This window comes from Brevibacterium sp. CS2 (assembly GCF_005280295.1).
GTDB lineage: Bacteria > Actinomycetota > Actinomycetes > Actinomycetales > Brevibacteriaceae > Brevibacterium > Brevibacterium pityocampae.
The window spans coordinates 34,741-50,577 of sequence record NZ_CP040020.1 but is presented as its reverse complement, the minus strand read 5'-3'; the positions used below and the strand labels follow the sequence as shown (position 1 = coordinate 50,577).

Genomic DNA, 15,837 nt, shown 5'->3' with positions numbered 1-15,837 from the left:
GCCGGACGCGACGAGGGCCGCCGAGGTGATGATCACCTCGGCGGCCCCGTGCGCGGTGCACCGGCCGGGTGACCGTCGCCGGCGGGATCAGGCGTTCGGATCGACGAGGATCTTGACGTGCTCCTCGTTGTTGTTGATGAGCTGGTCGAACCCCTCGTCCACGAGTCCGTCGAGCCCGATCCGTCCGGTGATGAACGGGGCGAGATCGATCCGCCCCTCCTGCACGAGACGGATGGTCGCAGGGTGATCGTTCGCGTAGCCGATCGTGCCGCGCAGGTCGATCTCCTTGAGCACGAGCGTCGGCATGTCGACCTCGGGCTTTCTGCCCCAGATCGAGACGTTGACGATGACGCCGTTCGGGCGCACTGCGTCCATGAGGGTGTCGAGGACCACCGGCACCGAGCTGCACTCGAAGCCCACGTCGGCGCCCTGGCCGTCGGTGAGCTCACGGACGCGCTCGGCGACGTCGACCTCGCGCGGGTCGAACACCTCGTCGGCCACCCCGGTCTCCCGGGCCTTCGCCTTGCGGGCCTCGCTGAGCTCCGAGATGTAGACGGTGAGCCCCTCGGCCTTGAGCACGGCCGCGGTGAGCAGGCCGATCGGGCCCGCCCCGCCGACGAGCGCGACATCACCGGATCCCGCTCCGCTGCGCACGAAGGCGTGGTGGCCCACGGACAGCGGTTCGATGAGAGCGGCCTGATCGAGCGGGATGTCGCCGATCGGGTGGACCCAGCGGCGCTCGACGACGATCTTCTCCGACAGCCCGCCTCCGCGGCCGCCGAGGCCGATGAAGTTCATGTCGGGGGAGAGGTGGTAGGAGCGGCCGGGGCCGACCTCGACGTCGTCGCGGATGATGTAGGGCTCGACGACGACGTTCTGCCCGACCTCGAGGTCGGTGACGCCCTCGCCGAGCGCGGTGACGGTGCCGGAGAACTCGTGGCCCATGGTCACCGGGGCCTCCTCGCCGGAGATCGGGTGCGGTGAACCCTTCGGCGGGATGAAGATCGGACCCTCGAGGTACTCGTGCAGATCGGTGCCGCAGATGCCGCACCAGGCGACATCGATGGCGACTGCTCCGGGTTTCAGCTCCGGCTCGGGGATCTCCTCGATCCGGATGTCCTTACGGTCGTAGTAGCGGGCAGCTCTCATAGTGATTCTCCCATCGGAAAGTGTGCGGCGCGGTCCGCGCCGCACTTCTTACGGTAGTGGAGGCAACCCGGGGTGCGGGAGATCGAGATCGCAGAGGATCGCGGATCCGCTCTCAGGAACCTTCGGAAATCGAGTTCTGGGGCCGGGACGCGACGAGGGCCGCCGAGGTGATGATCACCTCGACGGCCCTCGTGGGCGGCCCGGTCAGAGCCGATGGCTCAGCAGCACCGGACCTTGGGGTTGCGGTCCTGCTCGTCGGTCAGATCGCGCCAGAACTCGCGCTCGCCCATGGCCCCGTCGCGCGTGCCGTGACGGCGCTCGAACGACTCGAGGTAATGGAGGTAGGCGTTCTCCCCCATGACCTCCTTGAGGTACCAGTGGACGGCCCGGAACGGTGCGGCGATCCGGTGGACGACGGTGCTCGCAGGGGTCGCGGTGCCCGAGGTGCTCGTGCTCATGAGTGCTCCCGTTGGCGGACGGCGGAGGGCTCCAGCTTATCCCACTGGGCCTGGACCTCCTTCTCCGCCTTGGTCGCGATGAGCCCGGCCGGCGCGAACCGGCGGGTCGGCCGGTAGGGCTCCTCCGTCGTCGGCAGCGGCTCGCGCGCGGTGATCGACTTGAAGGCCGCCCACAGCGCCATGACCACGACCATGAGCACGACCACGGCGAAGATGATCGACAGGGTGCCCTGGATGAAGGTGTTGCGGACGACGGCGTTCATCGCCTCCACACCCTCGGTGGTGCCGAGCGAGGTCTCGCCGGCGGCCACGGCATCGCGGTAGGCGAAGTGCTGCGCCCAGTAGCCGAGCTTGGGATCCGAGGAGAAGATCTTCTGCCACGACGCGGTCATCGTCACCGCGAGGTCCCAGACGAGCGGGATGCCGGGGATCCACGCGTACTTCGCGTACCCCGACTTGCAGACCAGGGCGAACACCACCGCCAGTGCGATCGCCGCCAGCAGCTGGTTGGAGATGCCGAACAGCGGGAACAGCGTGTTGATGCCGCCGAGCGGATCCGTCACGCCCATGAGGAGGATCGACCCCCAGGCGCCGACCATGACGATGGTGGTGATCCAGGCGCCGATGTTCCACGAGGGATCGCGGAACTTCGGGATGAAGTTGCCGAGCGCATCGCCGAGCATGAAGCGGGCCACGCGGGTGCCGGCGTCGATCGTGGTGAGGATGAAGAGCGCCTCGAACATCACCGCGAAGTGGTACCAGAACGACATCCAGGCCGGACCGCCGAACACGTTGTGGAGGATGTGCGCCATGCCCATCGCGAGCGTCGGGGCACCGCCGGTGCGCGAGATGATCGACTCCTCGCCGACGTCCTTCGCGGCCTGGTCGAGGTACTCCGCCGAGGTCTGGACGCCGGACATGCCGAGCGAGTTGTTGATGAAGTCGGCGGCGCCCTGCGGGGTGCCGCCGGTGAGCGGCTCCGCGGCGTTCATCGCGAAGTAGATTCCCTTGTCGAGGCAGACCGCGGCGACGAGCGCCATGATCGCGACGAAGGACTCCATGAGCATGCCGCCGTAGCCGATGAGGCGGGCCTGGCTCTCCTTCTCGATGAGCTTCGGGGTGGTGCCCGAGGAGATCAGCGCGTGGAAGCCGGAGAGGGCGCCGCAGGCGATGGTGATGAAGAGGAACGGGAACAGGGCGCCGGCGAAGGCCGGTCCCGAGGTGTTCGAGGCGAATTCGGTGACGGCGGGCATCTGCACGGTCGGGTTGACCACGAGGATGCCGACGGCGAGCAGCACGATGGTGCCGATCTTCATGAAGGTCGAGAGGTAGTCGCGCGGGGCGAGCAGCACCCACACGGGCAGGACCGCGGCAAAGAAGCCGTAGATCATCAGGCACCAGGCGAGCGTGGTCTTGTCGAGGTGGAACACCTCGGCCCAGACCGGGTTGTTGTGCACCCAGCCGCCGGCGATGATCGCGAGCACGAGCAGGGCGACGCCGATGACCGAGGTCTCGATGACCCGGCCGGGGCGCAGGTAGCGCATGTAGACGCCCATGAACACGGCGATCGGGATGGTCATCGCGATCGAGAACACGCCCCAGGGGGACTCGGCGAGGGCGTTGATGATGACGACGCCGAGCACCGCGATGAGGATCGTCATGATGAGCAGGATGCCGACCGAGGCGATGAAGCCGCCGACCCGGCCGAGCTCGTCGCGGGCCATCTGGCCGAGCGAGCGGCCGTTCCGGCGCATCGAGAAGTAGAGGACCATGTAGTCCTGCACGCCGCCGGCGATGATGACGCCGAAGATGATCCATAGCGTGCCGGGCAGGTAGCCCATCTGGGCGGCGAGGATCGGGCCGACGAGCGGACCGGCGCCGGAGATCGCGGCGAAGTGGTGGCCGAAGAGCACGCGGCGGTCGGTCGGGGTGAAGTCGCGGCCATTGTCCTTGAGCTCGGCCGGGGTGGCGCGGCTCGGGTCGGGGCGGCAGATCTTCCACTCGATGAACTTGGCGTAGAACCGGAAGGCGATGAGGTAGCTGCCGACGGCGGCGGCCACGAACCAGCTCGCGCTGAGGTTCTCGCCCCGGACGAAGGCGACCATGACCCAGCCGATCGCGGCGATGAGGGCGATGGCGACCCAGATGACGATCTTCGTCGGGGTCCAGCGCGGCCTCTCAACGACCGCCACGGGCGGCAGGGTCTCATCGGTCTTGACGTACTCAACCGACATGCGTGCTCCTTAACGGGAAATGATGTGTGCGGAACGATGCGTGGCGACCGCGGTCTGCACTGACCTGCGGGTGCTGCGGTTCTGCGGTGCGGGCGTGGTGCGGCCTGCACGCTCTTGGGGAGCCTGGCAGTTCGCACCACTGTGTCTGTGCGGTCGCTGACAGACAGTCCAGGGTGCACCCGCCCCGTACCGTTTGTCCAACCGAGCCGGCCGGGAAACCGAGAATGACGTCCGAATCGTTATCGAACAGCGCCCAGGGAGGCGGCGTAGGGGGTCGGGCCGAGTCCGCGCCCGGGCGAGCGCAGTGGCACAATGGGCACCATGACGCAGACCTCCGAATCGCAGCACCGTCCCCGTTCCCTCTCCGGGATCCAGGCCACCTCGGACTCCCTCCACCTGGGCAACTACATCGGGGCGCTGCAGCAGTTCGTCGAGCAGCAGGAGACGCACGACGCGTTCTTCTTCATCGCCAACATGCATGCGATCACCGTCGAGCAGGACCCCGTCGAGCTGCGGGAGCGCACCCTGCGCACCGCCGCGCAGTTCATCGCCTCCGGGCTCGACCCGGAGAAGTCGACGATCTTCATCCAGTCCCACGTCCCGCAGACCACTCAACTGGGCTGGGTGCTCGAGTGCACCGCCTCGCTCGGCGAGGCGCAGCGGATGACCCAGTTCAAGGACAAGGCCGCGAAGAACGAGCACATCTCCCTCGGACTCCTCACCTACCCCGCGCTGATGGCCGCCGACATCCTGCTCTACCAGGCCAACGTCGTGCCGGTGGGGGAGGACCAGCGGCAGCACCTCGAGCTCACCCGCAACCTCGCCGGGCGCTTCAACCAGCGCTACGGGCAGACCTTCACCGTGCCGGAGCCCGGGATCCTCAAGCAGACGGCGAAGATCTACGACCTCCAGGACCCGGGGGCCAAGATGTCGAAGTCCGCGGCGAACCCGGCCGGGCGGATCGACGTCCTCGACGAGCCGAAGGCGCTGACGAAGAAGTTCAAGTCCGCCGTGACCGACAACGACACCGTCATCGCCTACGACCCGGAGACCAAGCCCGGCGTCTCCAACCTCCTCACCATCTACTCCTCCTTCTCCGGGGAGCCGATCGAGTCGATCGTCGCGCAGTTCGAGGGGAAGATGTACGGCCACCTCAAGGTCGCACTCGCCGAGCTCGCCGTCGAATCGCTGACCCCGGTGCGCGAGCGCACGCACGAGCTGCTCGACGACCCGGCCGAGCTCGAGCGGATCCTCCACGCCGGCGCGGACCGCGCCGAGGCGATCGCCCGTCGAACCATCGAGGACGTGTACGCCCGTGTCGGATTCCTCTCCCGCTGAGACCGTCGGCCCCCGCTGGGGCGCGCCCCCGGACGCCCCGGCGATGCCGGCTCCCGATGCGGACGGAATGGTCGCCCTCGGCATCACCCTCGACGTCCCGGACCCCTATGCCACCGAGCTGCGCACAGCGCGGCTGGGGTACGGGGACGAGCGGGCGGCGACCGTGCCCACCCACATCACCGTGATCCCGCCGATGGAGATCCCCGGTGATTCCTGGCCGGTGGTGCGCGCCCACATCCGCGCCGTCGCCAACGACACCTCGCCGTTCGTCATCGAGCTGCGCGGCTCCGGCACATTCATGCCGACCTCGCCGGTGGTGTTCATCTCCGTGGCCCGCGGCATCTCCGAGTGCCAGACCCTGTCGAGCCGGCTGCGCCACGGCGTGCTCAACCAGCACCTCGCCTTCCCCTACCACCCGCACGTCACGATCGCCCAGGACGTGTGCGAGGAGGAGCTCGAGCGCGCCTACCGCGAGTACGCCGGATTCGAGGCCCGATTCATGGCGCACGGCTTCGGGGTGTACTTCCACGATGCGTCCGGGCAGTGGCGGCTGTTCGACAAGGTGCCTTTCGGTCCGTGAGCGCGGTCCCCGAGTTCCCCGGCGGGCGCGGCGCACGCCGTGATCCGTGGGACAATGCACTCGTGGCCATGAAGAATCAGACTCCGCTCAATCTGTCCCCCGAGGTCTTCCACACCGCAGCCCGGTGGGAGGACCGCTATCACGAGTGGGCGCGCGGTGTGGTCCGCAAGCGCGACTGGCGCCCCACCGTCATCGCCTACGACTCCTACGGCACGCAGACGAGCATCCGCGTGCTCGCCCGGGTCGTGCTCACCAAGACCGGGCAGCCGGCCGCGGACACGAAGGCGAGCATCCGCGGCTGGCGCTCCTTCGGCAACGTGCCGCTGTCGGACGAGACCGCGTGGGTGCGGGTCGGCGACACCGAGCACATGGTGACCGCCGACCGCGGCGGGATCGTCGATGCGGTCATCCCCGGGGACTTCGCCCCGGGTCCGGTGGAGATCGAGATGTGGACGACCGACTCCCTCGTCGACCGTGCGACGGTGCGCATCATCGGGCAGGAGCAGACCTTCGGGATCATCTCCGACATCGACGACACGGTCATGGTGACCGCCCTGCCGCGTCCCATGCTCGCGGCATGGAACACCTTCGTGCTCGACGAGCACGCCCGCAATCCCGTGGCGGGCATGTCGGTCCTCTACGACCGGCTCACCTACATGCGGCCGAACTCGCCGATCATCTACCTGTCGACCGGCGCCTGGAACGTCGCACCCACCCTCAAGCGGTTCCTCGGGCGCAACCTCTACCCGGACGGCCCGCTGCTGCTCACCGACTGGGGCCCGACAGCCACCCGGGCGTTCCGTTCCGGGCAGGAGCACAAGCGCTCCACGCTCGAACGGCTCGCCCGCGAGTTCCCCACCATGAAGTGGCTGCTCGTCGGCGACGACGGCCAGCACGACGAGGCGATCTACGGCGAGTTCGTCGAGAACCACCCGGACAACGTCGCCGCCGTCGCGATCCGGCAGCTCACCGTCGGCGAGGCGGTGTGGGCCGGCGGTCGCTCGCAGCAGGGCGGCCGCGGCACCGGGGTGCCCTGGGTCTACGCCAGCGACGGCGCGGGGCTGGCCTCGAAGCTCACCGAACGCGGGATCATCTCCGCGATCTGAGCCGGGCCGCGCTCAGCACTCGGTCCGGCCCTGAGACGGCCCGCCTCGAAGTGGAGTGTGGGGCTTGTGGAGGAGAGCCGGGCGAACAGCGCCACCACATGCTGCCGAGAGCCCCACACTCCGAACCGGGGTCAGGAGTGTGGCGCGCGGGCGGTGCTGCGGCGGCGCAGCAGCACGAAGCCGAACGTGCCGAGGAGCAGCACCGCGCCGGCGGCCGCGAACAGGATGCGCGCATCGAAGGCACCGGAGTCCGACGCCTCGGCCCCGCCGGTGACGTCTGCGGCCGGGGCGGCGGTGGACTCCGTCGGCGTCGGCCCGGCGGTCGGCTCCGGAGTGAGGCGGACCTCGGCGACGGGTTCGGGGTCATCCTGGTTGAAGGCCCACTCGATGAGGTCGAGCGCGGCCCGGCGGGTGCCGTTGTCGCTCGTCAGCACCGCCGAGGCATAGGTCTTCCCGTCGCGCTCGACGACGGCGACGAAGGAGCCCTTCGCGGCCTCCGTGTAGCCGTTCTTCAGTCCCAGCCCGCCGTCGACTTCACCGACGACCCGCGTGTGGTTGCCGATCTCGTAGCCGGCGACCTTCTCACCGGTGTCGGGGTCCGTGGCTCCGGGGAAGTCGTAGGTCTCCGTGCGCAGGATCCCCATGAGGTAGTCGTCGCGGAGGACCGCGCGGGCCACGATCATCTGGTCGGCGACCGTCGTCACCTGCCCCTCCGCATCGAGGCCCGAGGTGTTGCGCGCCACCGTGCCGGTGAGACCGAGCTCCGCGGCCTTCGCGTTCATCAGCCGCACCGCCTCGTCCTGCCCGCCGACGGCGTTGCCGAGCGCGTGCGCGGCGTCGTTCGCACTCGACATGAGCATCGCGTGGAACAGGTCGTCGACCGTGTACTCGTTCTGCTGGACGATCCCCGCCTTCGTGCCGTCGACGGCCATGTCCGCGAACACCGGCTCGTAGACCTGCTCGGGGTCGTCGAGCACCTCGACGAGGGCGAGCGCGGTGAGGAGCTTGATCACCGAGGCCGGCGCCCGGCCGGCGTCGATCTCGTGGGCGGCGAACGCCTCCCCGGAGTCGAGGTCGGCGACGATCCACGCCTCGGCGACGGGTTCGGGAGCCGGGGTGCCGGGGCCGAGGTCGGGGAGGCGTAGATCGGCTCGGACTCCTCCGGCGCGGGCTCGGGGGCGGCGAGCGCAGGCACCGGCCCGGCGCCGAGGAGCCCTGCCGGCCCGGCGGTGGACAGCGGTCCGGCCGCGGGCGCGAGGAGCAGGACGGCGGGGAGCAGGAGGGCGGCGGGGCCGCGGAGAGCATCGAACACACGAGAAGTCTATGCGCTGCGTCCGCGGACCGGGGTGGATGCACGAAGCGCCCGGAGCGGGGTCCGGGCGCTTCGGCTGCGCTGTGCGGGTGCGGGCGGTGCCGGTCCGGCGGGCCCGCCGGGGTCAGAAGGCGCGGGTGAGGAGCGCCCGCTTGACCTCGGCGATCGCTTTGGTCACCTGGATGCCGCGCGGGCACGCCTCGGTGCAGTTGAAGGTCGTGCGGCAGCGCCACACGCCCTCCTGGTCGTTGAGGACCTCGAGGCGCAAGTCCGTGCCCTCGTCGCGGCTGTCGAAGATGAACCGGTGGGCGTTGACGATCGCGGCCGGGCCGAAGTACTGGCCGTCGGTCCAGAACACCGGGCACGAGCTCGTGCACGCGGCGCACAGGATGCACTTCGTGGTGTCGTCGAAGCGCTCACGGTCCTCCGCGGACTGCAGGCGCTCACGGGTGGGCTCGATGCCGTCGGTGATGAGGAACGGCATGACCTCGCGGTAGGACTGGAAGAACGGCTCCATGTCCACGATGAGGTCCTTCTCCAGCGGCAGACCCTTGATCGCCTCGACCGTGATGGTCTTGTCGGTGTCGAGGTCCTTGAGCAGGGTCTTGCAGGCGAGCCGGTTGCGGCCGTTGATCCGCACCGCGTCGGAACCGCACACGCCGTGCGCGCACGAGCGGCGGAACGACAGCGAGCCGTCGATCTCCCACTTGATCTTGTGGAGGGCGTCGAGCACGCGGTCGGTCCCGTGCATCGTGACCGTGTAGTCCTCCCAGTGCGGCTCGGAGTCCTTCTCGGGGTCGAAGCGGGCGATCCGGATGGTGCAGTCGAACGACGGGATCTCGCCGCCGCCCCCGCCCAGGTGATCGGGGATGTCGACCTTGGATGCCGGTTCTGCGGTGGTGGTCTCGGGATTCGCACTCATCAGTACTTACGCTCCATCGGCTGGTAACGGGTCATGACGACGGGCTTGGTCTCCAGACGCATGCCCTTGATGCCCTCGGACTCGCTGTCGGGGTCGAGGTAGGTCATCGTGTGGTGCATGAAATTCTCGTCGTCGCGATCGGGGAAGTCCTCGCGGAAGTGACCGCCGCGCGACTCCTTGCGGTGGATCGCGGCGACCGCCACGACCTCGGCGATCTCGAGCAGGAAGGCAAGCTCGATCGCCTCGAGCAGGTCGAGGTTGTAGCGCTTGCCGCGGTCCTGGATCCCGACGTTCGCGTAGCGCTCCCGCAGCGTCGCGATGACGTCGAGGGCGTTGCGGAGGGTCTCGTCGGTGCGGAATACCTGCACGTCGGCGTCCATCACGTCCTGCAGGTCCTTGCGGATCGCGGCCACCGACTCGGTGCCGTCGGCGGTGCGCATCGACTCGATCATGTCGACGACGCGGGCCTCCGGGCCCTCCGGGAGCTCCGGCATGACGGCGGTCGCGGCGTACTCCGCGGCGGCGATGCCGGCGCGCTTGCCGAACACGTTGATGTCGAGCAGCGAGTTCGTGCCGAGACGGTTGGAGCCGTGCACGGACACGCAGGCGCACTCGCCAGCGGCGTAGAGGCCGGGGACGACGTCGGTGTTGTTCGACAGCACCTCGGCCTTGATGTTCGTCGGGATGCCGCCCATCGCGTAGTGGGCGGTCGGGAACACCGGCACCGGCTCGGTGTAGGGCTCCACGCCGAGGTAGGTGCGCGCGAACTCGGTGATATCGGGCAGTTTGGCGTCGATGTGCGCCGGCTCGAGGTGGGTGAGGTCGAGGAGCACGTAGTCCTTGTTCGGACCGCAGCCGCGTCCCTCGCGCACCTCGTTGGCCATCGACCGGGCGACGATGTCGCGCGGGGCGAGGTCCTTGATGGTGGGGGCGTAGCGCTCCATGAAGCGCTCGCCGTCGGAGTTGCGCAGCACCGCGCCCTCGCCGCGGGCGGCCTCGGACAGGAGGATGCCGAGGCCGGCGAGGCCGGTCGGGTGGAACTGGAAGAACTCCATGTCCTCGAGGGGGAGGCCCTGGCGGTAGGTCACCGCGACGCCGTCGCCGGTCAGGGTGTGGGCGTTCGAGGTGGTCTTGAAGACCTTGCCGAAGCCGCCGGTGGCGAACACCACGGCCTTCGACCGGAAGACGTGGATCTCTCCGGTGGCGAGCTCGTAGGCGACGACGCCGGCGGGGCGGCGCACGCCGTCGACCTCGGTCATGACGAGATCGAGCACGTAGAACTCGTTGTAGAACTCGACGCCGTGCTTGACGCAGTTCTGGTAGAGCGTCTGGAGGATCATGTGGCCGGTGCGGTCCGCGGCGTAGCAGGCGCGGCGCACCGGGGACTTGCCGTGGTCGCGGGTGTGCCCGCCGAAGCGGCGCTGGTCGATCCGGCCCTCGGGCGTGCGGTTGAAGGGCAGACCCATCTTCTCGAGATCGAGGACGGCGTCGATCGCCTCCTTGGCCATGACCTCCGCGGCATCCTGGTCGACGAGGTAGTCGCCGCCCTTGATGGTGTCGAAGGTGTGCCACTCCCAGTTGTCCTCCTCGACGTTGGCGAGGGCCGCGCACATGCCGCCCTGGGCCGCGCCGGTGTGCGAACGCGTGGGGTAGAGCTTGGTCAGCACCGCGGTTCGGGCCCGCTGCCCGGACTCGATGGCCGCTCGCATGCCCGCGCCGCCGGCGCCGACGATGACGACGTCGTACTCATGTACCTGCATAGAATTCAGTTCTCCTTGTAGTGCCTGCGTCAGCCGGCGGTGCAGAAGGAAGCGAGCAGAGCCGGGTCGGCGCCGACGGGGCAGGGCTCGAAGGTGAAGATCACGAGGGTGCCGAGCGTGATGATGATCGCGGAGGCGACGTAGAGCACCACCTGCAGCGCGATCCGGGTGCCCGGGCGCTCGGCGTAGTCGGCGATGATCGTGCGCATGCCGTTGGTGCCGTGAACCATCGCCAGCCACAGCAAGACGAGGTCCCAGATCTGCCAGAACGGATTGGCCCACTTGCCGGCGACGAAGCCGAAGTCGATGGCGTTGACGCCGTCGCCGAGCCACAGGTTGACGAACAGGTGGCCGAAGATCAGGACGACGAGCACGATGCCGGACAGGCGCATGAAGAGCCAGGCGAAGAGCTCGGTCTTCGAGCGCGTCGAGGCGTGGCGCGTGTAGCCTGTGCGGGGTGCGGGAATGGTCGAAGCAGTCATTCTCATCAGCCTCCGAAGACGTGCATGAGGTGGCGGGGGAGGAAGCCGATCATCACGACGAGCCACAGGATCATGGCTCCCCAGAACAGCTTCCGCTGGTTCTTCGGGCCGCCCTTCCAGAAGTCGACCAGGATGACCCGCAGGCCGTTGAAGGCGTGGTACACGATGGCGGCGACGAGGCCGATCTCGGCGAGTCCCATGAGCGGGGTCTTGTAGGTCGCGATGACGGCGTTGTACGCCTCCGGCGAGACGCGAACGAGTGCTGTGTCGAGCACGTGCACCAGCAGGAAGAAGAAGATGCCGACGCCGGTCACGCGGTGCGCGACCCAGGACCACATCCCTTCGTTCCCTCGGTACAGAGTGCCCGTAGACGCTTTGGCCACGGGGCATCCTCCAAGTGGATACGAGCATTTGGGTTACCTCATGAAGTTACGCCGGTTTTCCCAGCGGTGCCAATCGAAACGCACGCTTCCTGCGCATTTCATGAGAGAACCGCGCACCGCGCTGACCAGCATTCGGACTCCTCGCGTCCGAAAGATATATACCGGACAGAAGTGTGCGGTATTCATCACGGACTATCCGCTGCGACTCTCCGCCGCGCATCGGCGCTGTGCGGGGCGGCCGCGGGCCGGGGAGCCGCGCTGCGCCCCGGGCGCGGGATCCGGTGCGCGGCGGGTCGCTCAGCGGACCCGTGCGGGGAGTCGACCACAATGGGTGGGATGATCGCCGATGCCCCTGCCCCTGAACCTGCCCCTGAACCTGTCGCCGGCGCGCCCGCCGCTCCTGCTGTGCCGCTCGCGGACCCGCACTTCCACGCGGTGATCCCCGCCGGGGGATCCGGCACCCGGCTGTGGCCGGTGTCGCGGGCGCACGCCCCGAAGTTCCTCCACGACGTCCTGGGCGTGGGCCGCTCGCTGCTGCAGTCGACCTGGGACCGGGTCGAGGCGCTCGTCTCCCCGGACCGAATCACCGTGGTGACCGGCGCACCCCATGTCCAGGCGGTGCGGGAGCAGCTGCCGCGCCTCGGGGCGGACCGGATCCTCGCCGAACCCAGCCCCAAGGACTCGGCCGCGGCGATCGGGCTGGCCGCCATGCTCATCGCCGACGAGGACCCTGATGCGATCATCGGCTCCTTCTCCGCCGACCACTCGATCACCAACGTCGACGAATTCACCGCGGTCATCGCCCAGGCGTGCGCCGCGGCGACCGGCGGGGACATCGTCACCATCGGCATCACCCCCACCTACCCCGCCACCGCCTACGGCTACATCCGGACCGGGCCGCTGCTCGCTGCTGCCCGCCGCGCCCGCCGCCCGCCGCGCCCTCGCATTCGTCGAGAAGCCCGCGGCCGGCCGGGCCCGCGAGTACACGTACTCCGGCTCCTACCGCTGGAACGCGGGGATGTTCATCGCCCGTGCGGATGCGCTGCTCGCGGTCATGGCGGAGCAGGCCCCGGAGCTCCACGCCGGACTGCGGGAGATCGCCGACGCCGCCCCCGGCGCGGAGCGCGAGCGGGTGCTCGCAGAGGTGTGGCCGGGGCTGGAGAAGAAGGCGATCGACTACGTCGTCGCCGAGCCCGCCGCGGCGGCCGGCCGGGTCGTCGTCATCCCCGGGGACTTCGGCTGGGACGACGTCGGGGACTTCGACTCGGTGGCGAAGCTGCGCCAGCCGGTGCGCGGCGAGGAGCACGGGGTGTTCTCGGTCGGCCGCGAGGTCGACGTCGTCGACATCGATGCCTCCGGCGTGGTCATGTCCGATCAGGACCGGCTGATCGCGATCGTCGGCCTCCACGACGTCGTCGTCGTCGACACCGCCGACGCCCTGCTCGTCGCCGCGCGCTCGCACGCGCAGGACGTCAAGCGCGCCGTCGCCCGCGCCGCGGAGATCGGGCGGGAGGACGTGCTGTGACGCACCTCCGCGCGGCGTCCGGCGCTCGGCTGTCACGGAACGTCATCCGGTGTCATGTGCGCTCGTCATCGGGACTAGAATCGGGGATCACCCCGTCGTCCACCGCGATGTCTCCGGTGCCGTCCGTCCGTTCGTCGTCCATCCGAAAGACCGAGTGCGCGTGATCCGATCCGCCCTGGCTCCCCACCTCGACTCCCTCGTCGGGTTCCGACGCGACATCCATGCGCACCCCGAGCTGTCCTTCCAGGAGTTCCGCACCACCGACCGGATCGTCGCAGCGCTCACCGCCGCCGGGCTCCGGCCGCGGCGGCTCGAGGGCTCCGGGGTCGTGTGCGAGGTGGGCTCCGGGCCGCTCGCGCTCGCGCTGCGCGCCGACATCGACGCCCTCCCGCTCGACGATCTCACCGGCACCGACTTCGTCTCCACCGTGCCCGGCGTCGCCCACGCGTGCGGGCACGACATCCACCTCAGCGCCCTCGTCGGCGCCGGGATCGTGCTGGCCGACATGCACCGCAGCCGGCCCGGCGGGCTCGGCGGCACCGTGCGCCTGATCTTCCAGCCCGCGGAGGAGGTCACGCCCGGCGGAGCGCTCACCGTGATCCAGCAGGGTGCGCTCGCCGACGTCCCGCAGGTGTTCGCGATCCACTGCGATCCGAACGTCGACGTCGGGCACGTGGGATCGCGCATCGGGGCGATCACCGCGGCCGGCGACACCGTCATCGTGCGGCTGCGCGGCCACGGCGGCCACACCTCGCGCCCGCACCTCACCGAGGACCTCGTCTACGCGCTCGGCAAGGTCGCCACCGACCTGCCCGCCACCCTCCACCGGCTCATCGATCCGCGCCACGCGATCTCGCTCGTGTGGGGCGCGATCGAGGCCGGGCACGCGGCCAACGTCGTGCCCAACGAGGGCTCGATCATGGGCACCCTGCGGTGCCTCGACGTCGACGGCTGGAATCAGGTCGCCGAGGTGCTCCCCGGGCTCGTCGACCGGATCACCGGGCCGTTCGGGGTCGAGGTCGAGCTCACCCACCGGCGCGGCGTGCCCCCGGTGGTCAACACCGAGCCGGAGGTCGCGCTCATCGAGGCCGCCGTCAAGGAGGAGCTCGGCGAGGACAGCGTGCAGCTCACCCCGCAGTCGATGGGCGGGGAGGACTTCGCCTGGTACCTCACCCACTGCCCAGGAGCCCTCGTGCGACTCGGCACCCGGACGCCCGGCGGCGTCACCTACGACATCCACCAGGGGGACTTCCTCGTCGACGAGGGCGCTCTCGAGATGGGGGTGCGCGTGTTCGCCTCCACCGCCCTCAAGGCGCTGGGACTGCGATGACGACCGCACGCCGGGCTCCGGGCGCGGCGGCGGGTCTCGCCGCGGCCGCGCTGCTCACCGCGTGCGGGGCGCAGCCGCAGGAGGCCGCTCCGGCGACGACGACCGGCTGCATGGTCTCCGCCCCGGCGGGCTTCGCCGACCGGTCGATCGGCCAGCTGAGCTTCGGTGAGCTGTCCCATGCGCAGTCCGCAGGGTTCCTCGCCTCGACGTCCTCCCAGCGCGTGAGCACGCTCGCCGGCACCGAGGAGGCGCTCGGCCGCTACGCCGGCGGGGACTGCTCGCTCGGCGCGCTCGTGGGCCCCGGCGGGGCCGAGGCGCTCGCTGCCGTCGCCGCCCGGGCCCCCGACACCGCGTGGCTCGCCGTCGCCACCGGCGGCACCGACTACCCGGACAACGTCGTCACCATCGACTTCGACCTGCGCGAGCCCGCGTTCATCGCCGGCTACGCCGCGGCGGCGAGCTCGGAGACCGGCACCGTGGCGATGTTCGTCTCCCGCGGGTTCGCCGGCGGCGAGGAGCTCCTCGCCGCCTTCGATGCCGGGGTCGAGCAGCGCGGCATCGACACCGGGTCCGAGGTCGCCGGGCTGCGGGAGGGCTCGGTGTCCCGTCGCACCGTCGACGACACCCCGGCGGCCGGGCGCGAGTATACCGAGGCCGCGCTCGAGGCCGGGGCCGACGTCATCGTGCCCTTCGCCTCGGGTGCGGCGAGCGGGGTGCTCGACGTGTTCGCCGAGCACTACGCGCCGAGCGACGAGGCGGCCGCGGACGGCGCCGAGGGCACCGACGGCACAGCCGGGCCCAGCACGGCGGCGGCGGGAGTCGGCGGGCCGGAGATCGGCGAGGGCGACGGCGGGTCCGACGAGGACCCGGAGGAGACGATCGACCCGACCCTGATCTGGTACGGCACCGACGGCGCGCGCACGCTCGACGACGGTCTGGGCGAGCACGTCATCGCCTCGACCGTGCCGAACGTCGCGGCGGGCTTCCAGTCGACGGTCGCCGGCTGGCCGGAGACCGGGTTCGCCGGCGAGATCGAGGAGCCTGCGGGGGAGGAGCGCACGATCGGCGAGATCGGCGTGCGCACCCCGGAGTACACCGGCACGATGGACAACGGCGGGGTCGAGGTCGTCGCCTCCGACGGCCTGCTGAGCACCGTGGCCGGGCTGTCGCGCGACATCGCCGAGGTCCGCGACCGGATCAGAGCCGGCGAGATCGACGTCCCCGGCGCCGACTGAGCAGACCCGGCCCATGAGGCTCC

The 15,837-nt window shown here is 70.0% G+C and carries 14 protein-coding genes and 1 pseudogene; 6 read left to right on the top strand and 9 right to left on the bottom strand.

Translation table 11 applies throughout. The features are described 5' to 3' along the window. Positions 1 to 87: 87 nt before the first annotated feature. From FDF13_RS00225 to FDF13_RS00215, 3 genes are all read right to left on the bottom strand, one after another. Positions 88 to 1,149, bottom strand: coding sequence for a 2,3-butanediol dehydrogenase (locus FDF13_RS00225; protein ID WP_137317945.1), 1,062 nt, complete (start codon positions 1,147 to 1,149; stop codon positions 88 to 90). A 218-nt stretch (positions 1,150 to 1,367) separates the two neighbouring features. After that, positions 1,368 to 1,607 carry a YbdD/YjiX family protein gene (locus FDF13_RS00220; protein ID WP_137317944.1) on the bottom strand — a complete coding sequence of 80 codons (240 nt, stop codon included), beginning with the start codon at positions 1,605 to 1,607 and terminating at the stop codon, positions 1,368 to 1,370. Next, entirely contained in the window at positions 1,604 to 3,841 is a 2,238-nt protein-coding gene (locus FDF13_RS00215) for a carbon starvation CstA family protein (protein ID WP_137317943.1), read from the bottom strand. The genes FDF13_RS00220 and FDF13_RS00215 overlap by 4 nt, the downstream gene beginning before the upstream one ends. Before the next feature lie 312 nt (positions 3,842 to 4,153). On the opposite strand from FDF13_RS00215, the gene trpS reads away from it, so the two are divergent. The 3 genes from trpS (at position 4,154) to FDF13_RS00200 (ending at position 6,865) form a co-directional block, all read left to right on the top strand. Next, positions 4,154 to 5,179: a tryptophan--tRNA ligase gene (gene trpS / locus FDF13_RS00210; protein WP_137317942.1), complete on the top strand. Its 1,026-nt coding sequence runs from the start codon at positions 4,154 to 4,156 to the stop codon at positions 5,177 to 5,179. After that, on the top strand, positions 5,157 to 5,759 hold the full coding sequence (locus FDF13_RS00205) for a 2'-5' RNA ligase family protein (protein ID WP_137317941.1): 603 nt from the start codon (positions 5,157 to 5,159) through the stop codon (positions 5,757 to 5,759). Before trpS ends, FDF13_RS00205 begins: the two co-directional genes overlap by 23 nt. A 68-nt stretch (positions 5,760 to 5,827) precedes the next feature. Beyond that, positions 5,828 to 6,865, top strand: coding sequence for an App1 family protein (locus FDF13_RS00200; RefSeq protein ID WP_137317940.1), 1,038 nt, complete (start codon positions 5,828 to 5,830; stop codon positions 6,863 to 6,865). A 131-nt stretch (positions 6,866 to 6,996) separates the two neighbouring features. On the opposite strand, the gene FDF13_RS00195 is transcribed toward FDF13_RS00200, so the two are convergent. From FDF13_RS00195 to sdhC, 6 genes are all read right to left on the bottom strand, one after another. Further along, a complete protein-coding gene (locus FDF13_RS00195) occupies positions 6,997 to 7,950 on the bottom strand; it encodes a D-alanyl-D-alanine carboxypeptidase family protein (protein WP_175407002.1) in 954 nt (317 codons plus the stop codon). Beyond that, a complete protein-coding gene (locus FDF13_RS14560; RefSeq protein ID WP_175406785.1) occupies positions 7,875 to 8,177 on the bottom strand; it encodes a hypothetical protein in 303 nt (100 codons plus the stop codon). Before FDF13_RS14560 ends, FDF13_RS00195 begins: the two co-directional genes overlap by 76 nt. Positions 8,178 to 8,301: 124 nt before the next feature. Continuing rightward, on the bottom strand, positions 8,302 to 9,099 hold the full coding sequence (locus tag FDF13_RS00190) for a succinate dehydrogenase iron-sulfur subunit (RefSeq protein WP_137317938.1): 798 nt from the start codon (positions 9,097 to 9,099) through the stop codon (positions 8,302 to 8,304). Continuing rightward, complete coding sequence (gene sdhA / locus FDF13_RS00185; RefSeq protein ID WP_137317937.1) at positions 9,099 to 10,859, bottom strand: succinate dehydrogenase flavoprotein subunit; 1,761 nt, start codon at positions 10,857 to 10,859, stop codon at positions 9,099 to 9,101. Before sdhA ends, FDF13_RS00190 begins: the two co-directional genes overlap by 1 nt. A 29-nt stretch (positions 10,860 to 10,888) precedes the next feature. Beyond that, entirely contained in the window at positions 10,889 to 11,341 is a 453-nt protein-coding gene (locus FDF13_RS00180; RefSeq protein WP_137317936.1) for a succinate dehydrogenase hydrophobic membrane anchor subunit, read from the bottom strand. A 5-nt stretch (positions 11,342 to 11,346) separates the two neighbouring features. Further along, on the bottom strand, positions 11,347 to 11,724 hold the full coding sequence (gene sdhC / locus FDF13_RS00175) for a succinate dehydrogenase, cytochrome b556 subunit (protein WP_137317935.1): 378 nt from the start codon (positions 11,722 to 11,724) through the stop codon (positions 11,347 to 11,349). Between the two features lie 336 nt (positions 11,725 to 12,060). Between sdhC and FDF13_RS00170 the strand changes: the two are divergent. From FDF13_RS00170 to FDF13_RS00160, 3 genes and pseudogenes are all read left to right on the top strand, one after another. After that, positions 12,061 to 13,249: pseudogene (locus FDF13_RS00170) on the top strand (mannose-1-phosphate guanylyltransferase). Between the two features lie 160 nt (positions 13,250 to 13,409). Further along, on the top strand, positions 13,410 to 14,579 hold the full coding sequence (locus FDF13_RS00165) for an amidohydrolase (RefSeq protein WP_137317934.1): 1,170 nt from the start codon (positions 13,410 to 13,412) through the stop codon (positions 14,577 to 14,579). After that, positions 14,576 to 15,814, top strand: coding sequence for a BMP family ABC transporter substrate-binding protein (locus tag FDF13_RS00160; protein WP_137317933.1), 1,239 nt, complete (start codon positions 14,576 to 14,578; stop codon positions 15,812 to 15,814). Before FDF13_RS00165 ends, FDF13_RS00160 begins: the two co-directional genes overlap by 4 nt. The last annotated feature ends 23 nt before the right edge of the window (positions 15,815 to 15,837 follow it).

Bases quoted from the DNA above. Each gene is read 5' to 3' on its own strand.
- FDF13_RS00160 (WP_137317933.1), top strand. From the start codon at position 14,576: ATGACGACCGCACGCCGGGCTCCGGGCGCGGCGGCGGGTCTCGCCGCG.
- trpS (WP_137317942.1), top strand. From the start codon at position 4,154: ATGGGCACCATGACGCAGACCTCCGAATCGCAGCACCGTCCCCGTTCC.
- FDF13_RS00180 (WP_137317936.1), bottom strand. From the start codon at position 11,341: ATGACTGCTTCGACCATTCCCGCACCCCGCACAGGCTACACGCGCCAC.
- FDF13_RS00215 (WP_137317943.1), bottom strand. From the start codon at position 3,841: ATGTCGGTTGAGTACGTCAAGACCGATGAGACCCTGCCGCCCGTGGCG.
- FDF13_RS00200 (WP_137317940.1), top strand. From the start codon at position 5,828: ATGAAGAATCAGACTCCGCTCAATCTGTCCCCCGAGGTCTTCCACACC.
- FDF13_RS00190 (WP_137317938.1), bottom strand. From the start codon at position 9,099: ATGAGTGCGAATCCCGAGACCACCACCGCAGAACCGGCATCCAAGGTC.
- FDF13_RS00220 (WP_137317944.1), bottom strand. From the start codon at position 1,607: ATGAGCACGAGCACCTCGGGCACCGCGACCCCTGCGAGCACCGTCGTC.
- sdhA (WP_137317937.1), bottom strand. From the start codon at position 10,859: ATGCAGGTACATGAGTACGACGTCGTCATCGTCGGCGCCGGCGGCGCG.
- FDF13_RS00225 (WP_137317945.1), bottom strand. From the start codon at position 1,149: ATGAGAGCTGCCCGCTACTACGACCGTAAGGACATCCGGATCGAGGAG.